At 41.6% G+C, this 394-nt stretch carries 1 pseudogene; it reads right to left on the bottom strand.

Annotated features, from left to right (window positions below):
* A pseudogene (locus tag ACQRBJ_RS16270) lies at window positions 1-331 on the bottom strand (transposase); the annotation flags it as partial.
* Between the last annotated feature and the right edge of the window lie 63 nt (window positions 332-394).

Below are 394 nucleotides of genomic sequence, written 5' to 3'. Positions count from 1 at the left end.
GAAAGCAAAATTCGATCTGGAACCTGGTTCTATAATAAAGAAGTACCTCTTCACCCGAAAGTGAGGTGTCTGTAGAGAAGAATAGTTTCTTCTTGCCATTCGGCATCTGCCAGATGACAAGTCTAACTTTACACCTGAGTGCCTTGGAATAGGCAATCAAAGTATAAGCTGTTCCTTCTATATCTTTCATCTCCATCTTCTCCATTCGAGTGAGGTCAAGATTCTTCATATCAATCTTGCCATCCTTGGTCTTGGGGCGACCACGTTTTCCAGTACGTGGACCAGCATAGACATAAAAGAGACAAGCATTGTCACGAAAGCGGCTTATCAAAGAGAACCCTTCTTTCTTTATCCCATTAACAAATGTACTTGTAGAGAAGTAAGCATCTGCAAC

The sequence above is a fragment of the Prevotella sp. SGI.167 genome (assembly GCF_050313615.1).
GTDB lineage: Bacteria > Bacteroidota > Bacteroidia > Bacteroidales > Bacteroidaceae > Prevotella.
The sequence above is the reverse complement of the archived record's forward strand: the minus strand, read 5'-3'. Positions and strand labels throughout refer to the sequence as shown.